4 protein-coding genes and 1 pseudogene are annotated in these 5,077 nt (G+C 66.8%); 3 read left to right on the top strand and 2 right to left on the bottom strand.

Annotated elements, in window-relative coordinates; genetic code table 11:
• Position 1: 1 nt before the first annotated feature.
• Positions 2-493 carry a carbonic anhydrase gene (locus JHC79_RS22525; protein WP_296395095.1) on the bottom strand — a complete coding sequence of 164 codons (492 nt, stop codon included), beginning with the start codon at positions 491-493 and terminating at the stop codon, positions 2-4.
• A 101-nt stretch (positions 494-594) separates the two neighbouring features.
• Positions 595-1,578 carry an ABC transporter substrate-binding protein gene (locus JHC79_RS22520; protein ID WP_296395092.1) on the bottom strand — a complete coding sequence of 328 codons (984 nt, stop codon included), beginning with the start codon at positions 1,576-1,578 and terminating at the stop codon, positions 595-597.
• Positions 1,579-1,828: 250 nt separating this feature from the next.
• On the opposite strand from JHC79_RS22520, the gene ctaD reads away from it, so the two are divergent.
• The 3 genes and pseudogenes from ctaD to JHC79_RS22505 form a co-directional block, all read left to right on the top strand.
• Positions 1,829-3,595 carry a cytochrome c oxidase subunit I gene (ctaD, locus tag JHC79_RS22515; RefSeq protein ID WP_296395090.1) on the top strand — a complete coding sequence of 589 codons (1,767 nt, stop codon included), beginning with the start codon at positions 1,829-1,831 and terminating at the stop codon, positions 3,593-3,595.
• Position 3,596: 1 nt separating this feature from the next.
• Positions 3,597-4,853 carry a phosphoserine phosphatase SerB gene (gene serB, locus JHC79_RS22510; RefSeq protein ID WP_296395087.1) on the top strand — a complete coding sequence of 419 codons (1,257 nt, stop codon included), beginning with the start codon at positions 3,597-3,599 and terminating at the stop codon, positions 4,851-4,853.
• Positions 4,854-4,855: 2 nt separating this feature from the next.
• Positions 4,856-5,077, top strand: a pseudogene (locus JHC79_RS22505) (peptidyl-tRNA hydrolase); the annotation flags it as partial.

Here is a 5,077-nt window from a genome sequence, read left to right as displayed (position 1 = left end):
GCTAGCGCGTGACCTCGTTGAGCTTGCCGGTGGCGACGTCGAAGACGAAGCCGCGCAGCGACGTGGTCTTGGTGACGAACGGGCTGTTCTCGATGCGGGCGAGGGACTGCTTGACGTCCTCGTCCAGATCGGGGAACGACTCGGCCGACCAGTTCGGCTTCTGGCCGATCTCGTCCTGGATGCCGCGCTTGAACTCGTCGTCGGTGAACGTGAGCATCCCGCAGTCGGTGTGGTGGATCAGGATGATCTCGGTGGTGCCGAGCAGGCGCTGGCTGATCGCGAGCGAGCGGATCTCGTCGTCGGTGATGACGCCGCCCGCGTTGCGGATCACGTGCGCCTCACCGTCGTTCAGTCCGAGGATCCCGTACACGTTGAGGCGTGCGTCCATGCATGCGACGACGGCGACGTGCTTGCTCGGGGGCAGGGGGAGCGGGCCGGAGAACGAGGCGGCGTACTCGGCGTTGTTGGTCAACAGGTCATCGGTCACAGTCATGCGTACATGCTGATCTGCGCATATCGGCCTGGGAACGGTTCAGGTCAGTGCGCGTTTAACCTGTCGCAATAGACGGCGAACTGAATGCTGTGCAGGCCGGGTCAGCTGGAACTGCGGTTCAGTGACCGGATCACGTCGTCCATCACGATGGGCGCGGCGGCCAGGCCCACCCCGCCGAACCAGATGTCGTCGGTGACGACGAGAACGCGACCCCACCCCGGGGCGCCCATGTCGAGCCACTGATCGCTCTTCATCACCGAGGTGCCGTGCTTCTCGGCCTCGGCGCCGGAGAAGCTCACGTAGATGAGGTCGGCGTCGGCGTCGGTGAAGTTGTCGTCGGTCACCGCGACCGGCCCGGCCTGACGCTGACTGGCCGGCCGCTGCACACCCATCGCGGACAGGATGGTGCCCGCATACGAACCGGTGCCCTCGATCGTCTCGCTGTCGGCGCCGAACCGGACCAGTCCGACCTGGGTGTGGGAGGCGTCGACCCGGGCGCCCGCGCGCTTGGCCTGTGCGGCGAAGGTGTCCAGGCGTTTGCTGCCCTCGTCGCTGCGTCCGAGCCCGTCGGCGACGGCCGCGAACTGGTCCTGCCACGAAGCGGTGCGATCGATGGTCAGTGCACGTCCGCCGAAAGGCGCGGCCAGCGCCGCGTCGTAGCCGATCACGACATCGGCCCGTGCGCCGCGAGCGGCGTCGGCCGAGGGGCGGGAACCGATGGTGGGCCGCGAGGTGACGGCAGGACCCAGGTAGCGGGGGATGGCGGTCTTCTCGGCGGCGATGGCGACGACCCGGGCCTGTAGTCCGAGTGCGCAGACGGCGTCGAGAAGGGCGGGGTCGGTTACGGCGATCCGGTCGATGTCCGCCTTGCCCGGGTCGACCGTGGACTGTGTCCCGCACGAGGCGTCGAAGGCGCGTTCCGGTGTCACCAGATCGGCGCCGGCGATCCGTGTCGTGGTGGTCACGATCGTGCCCTCGCCACCCGGGATCGACGACCCGCCGCACCCCGCGGCCGCCAGTGCGGTCACCGCGATCACGGCGACGACGGACACGACGGTTCGTCGACGCTGGAAAATACCGTTCACCTGCATTCTTCCGATCGTGATCAGGGCGCTGTGCACGCGGATATCGTGGATCACGCTAGCACCGACGACACCGCTGATCTGCGACGCGTGTCGCGGCGCCGGTGACGATCGTGGGGCCTTCCCGCCGCCGGTCGAACCGTGAGTACGACAGAACGTAGGACCCACTCGGCTCACAGGGGTGCAAGGGTTTACGATCAGCTGTAGCGATGTTCGTTGTGGTGGCCTCATGGCCACGCAGGCAGGAGGATCTGTGACCGCCCTCGACCAGCCCACCCAGGTGGTTCCGGCTCGGGCCTATCCGGCTCGGACCGGGCCAAAGGGCTCGTTCATCTACAAGATGATCACGACGACCGACCACAAGATGCTCGGCATCATGTATCTGGTCACGTGTTTCGCCTTCTTCCTGATCGGCGGCCTCATGGCGCTGCTGATGCGTGGTGAGCTGGCCGTTCCGGGCATGCAGTTCCTGTCGACGGAGCAGTACAACCAGCTGTTCACGATGCACGGCACCGTGATGCTGCTGCTGTACGCGACCCCGATCGTCATCGGCTTCGCGAACGTGGTGCTCCCGCTGCAGATCGGCGCGCCCGACGTCGCGTTCCCGCGTCTCAACGCCTTCAGCTACTGGCTGTTCCTCTTCGGCGGACTGATCGTCATCGCCGGCTTCATCACCCCCGGCGGTGCCGCCGACTTCGGGTGGACCGCGTACACCCCGCTGACCGACGCGATCCACTCGCCCGGCGCCGGCGCCGACCTGTGGATCATGGGCCTGGCCGTGGGTGGTCTCGGCACCATCCTCGGTGCGGTCAACATGGTCACCACCGTGGTCTGCCTCCGCGCACCCGGCATGACGATGTTCCGCATGCCGATCTTCACCTGGAACATCCTGGTGACCAGCGTCCTGATCCTGCTCGCCTTCCCGCTGCTGACCGCCGCGCTGATGGGTCTCGAGGTCGACCGACAATTCGGCGCCCATCTCTACGACCCGGCCAACGGTGGTGTGATCCTCTGGCAGCACCTGTTCTGGTTCTTCGGTCACCCGGAGGTCTACATCATCGCGCTGCCGTTCTTCGGCATCGTCTCGGAGATCTTCCCGGTCTTCTCGCGCAAGCCGATCTTCGGTTACTCGACGCTGATCTACGCGACGCTCGCCATCGCGGCGCTGTCGGTGGCCGTCTGGGCGCACCACATGTACGCAACGGGCGCTGTCCTCTTGCCGTTCTTCGCCTTCATGACGTTCATCATCGCGGTGCCCACCGGAGTGAAATTCTTCAACTGGATAGGCACGATGTGGAAGGGGCACTTGACCTTCGAGACACCGATGCTGTTCTCGGTGGGCTTCCTGGTGACGTTCCTCTTCGGTGGTCTGACCGGTGTGCTGCTCGCCAGCCCGCCCCTGGACTTCCACCTGTCCGACAGCTACTTCGTCGTGGCGCACTTCCACTACGTCCTCTTCGGCACCATCGTGTTCGCCACCTATGCGGGCATCTACTTCTGGTTCCCGAAGATGACCGGCCGCATGATGGACGAGAAGCTGGGCAAGATCCACTTCTGGCTGACGTTCATCGGCTTCCATGCGACCTTCCTCGTCCAGCACTGGCTGGGCAACGAGGGCATGCCGCGTCGCTACGCCGACTACCTGCCGTCGGACGGGTTCACCACGCTGAACATCTTCTCGACGGTCGGTGCGTTCATCCTGGGTCTGTCGACGCTGCCGTTCCTGTGGAACGTCTTCCGCAGCTACCGCTACGGCGAGGTCGTGACCGTGGACGATCCGTGGGGCTTCGGCAACTCGCTCGAGTGGGCCACCAGCTGCCCGCCGCCGCGCCACAACTTCACCGAGCTGCCCCGGATCCGCTCCGAGCGGCCCGCGTTCGAGCTGCACTATCCGCACATGATCGAGCGGATGCACGCCGAGGCGCACGTCGGTCAGGCGAGCAAGCACATGGAAGAGGCCAAGCGAGATCCGGTGACCGTCGGCACGCACGAGTCGTCGACAGAAGCCGATCCCAACTGACGTGAGCCCTGAGCCCGCGCCGGGAGCTGTCGACGCAGGGTCATCGATCGCGGTGCTGATCACTGTCACCGGGCCCGACCGCCCGGGTGTGACGTCGGTACTGCTCGGTGCCCTCTCACGTCACGGCGTCATCCTGCTCGACGTCGAACAGGTGGTCATCCGTGGCCGTCTGACCCTCGGGGTCCTCGTCAACTGCGACACCGACCCCGAGTCGTTGCAGGAGACGGTCGAGCAGGCGATGAGCTCCATCGACATGGTCGTCAGCGTCGAGGTCGGCGCCGATCCCGGCGTCCGGACGGTCTCGACCCATGTCGTGGTGATCCTCGGCAACCCGGTGACCGCCAAGGCGTTCAGCGCGTTGGCCACCGAGCTCGCCGGCCAGCGCGGCAACATCAACTCGATCCGCGGGATCGCCGACTACCCGGTGACCGGGCTCGAGCTGATGGTCAGCGTCGACAAGGACAACCTCCGCGCCGACGTCGCGCTCCGTAAAGGGCTGGCGAAGGTCGCCAAGCGCCACGGCATCGACGTCGCCGTCGAACGCGGTGGGCTCGCCCGCCGGGCCAAGCGACTCATCGTGTTCGACGTGGACTCGACCCTGATCCAGGGCGAGGTCATCGAGATGCTCGCGGCCAGGGCCGGCAAGGAGGCCGAGGTCGCCGCGGTCACCGAGGCGGCGATGCGTGGTGAGCTGGACTTCGCCGAGTCGCTGCACGAACGCGTGAAGGCGCTCGCCGGGCTCGACGCGTCGATCCTCGACGAGGTGGCGAGCTCACTGGAACTGACGCCCGGGGCGCGCACCACGATCCGCACCCTGCATCGTCTCGGCTATCACTGTGGCCTGGTCTCCGGCGGTTTCCGTCAGGTCATCGACGGCCTCGCCCACGAACTCGAACTCGATTTCGTCCGGGCGAACACCCTCGAGATCGACGACGACAACAAGCTCACCGGGCGGGTCATCGGCGAGATCATCGACCGACCGGGCAAGGCGGTCGCGCTTCGCGCCTTCGCCGACCAGGTCGGTGTGCCGATGGAACAGACCGTCGCGGTCGGCGACGGCGCCAACGACATCGACATGCTCACCGCGGCCGGGTTGGGGATCGCGTTCAACGCCAAGCCCGCGCTGCAGGAGGTCGCCGACGCAGCGCTGTCGCACCCGTTCCTCGACGCCGTGCTGTTCATCCTCGGCGTCACCCGCGACGAGATCGAGGCGGCCGACGCGGTCGACGGCACCTCACGTCGCGTGCCGCTGCTGTAGACGTGACCTTCGCCGATCGTCACCGGCTGCTGACCGATTACGTCGGCGGCGGCGCGGACCCCGCCGACCCGTCGCAGGTCCTGGCGATGCCCGTGGTCCTGCACATCGAGAAGAACGACCCACCGCCACGTCGGGCCCTGCTCGAGGCAGCAGCCCGCGCCGCGGTCTTGCTCTGTCTCGACGAGCGCGCCGACGCTGTGGCCCCCGACACCCCAGAACCCGAC

It is taken from the genome of Williamsia sp., assembly GCF_016462415.1.
In the GTDB taxonomy this organism is placed as follows: Bacteria; Actinomycetota; Actinomycetes; order Mycobacteriales; family Mycobacteriaceae; genus Williamsia_A.
Note: the sequence above shows the minus strand (reverse complement) of the source record. Positions and strands in the feature narration are given on the sequence as shown.

What these genes read in the sequence shown, in the direction of transcription:
- JHC79_RS22525 (WP_296395095.1), bottom strand. Translation starts at nt 493, where the DNA reads ATGACTGTGACCGATGACCTGTTGACCAACAACGCCGAGTACGCCGCC.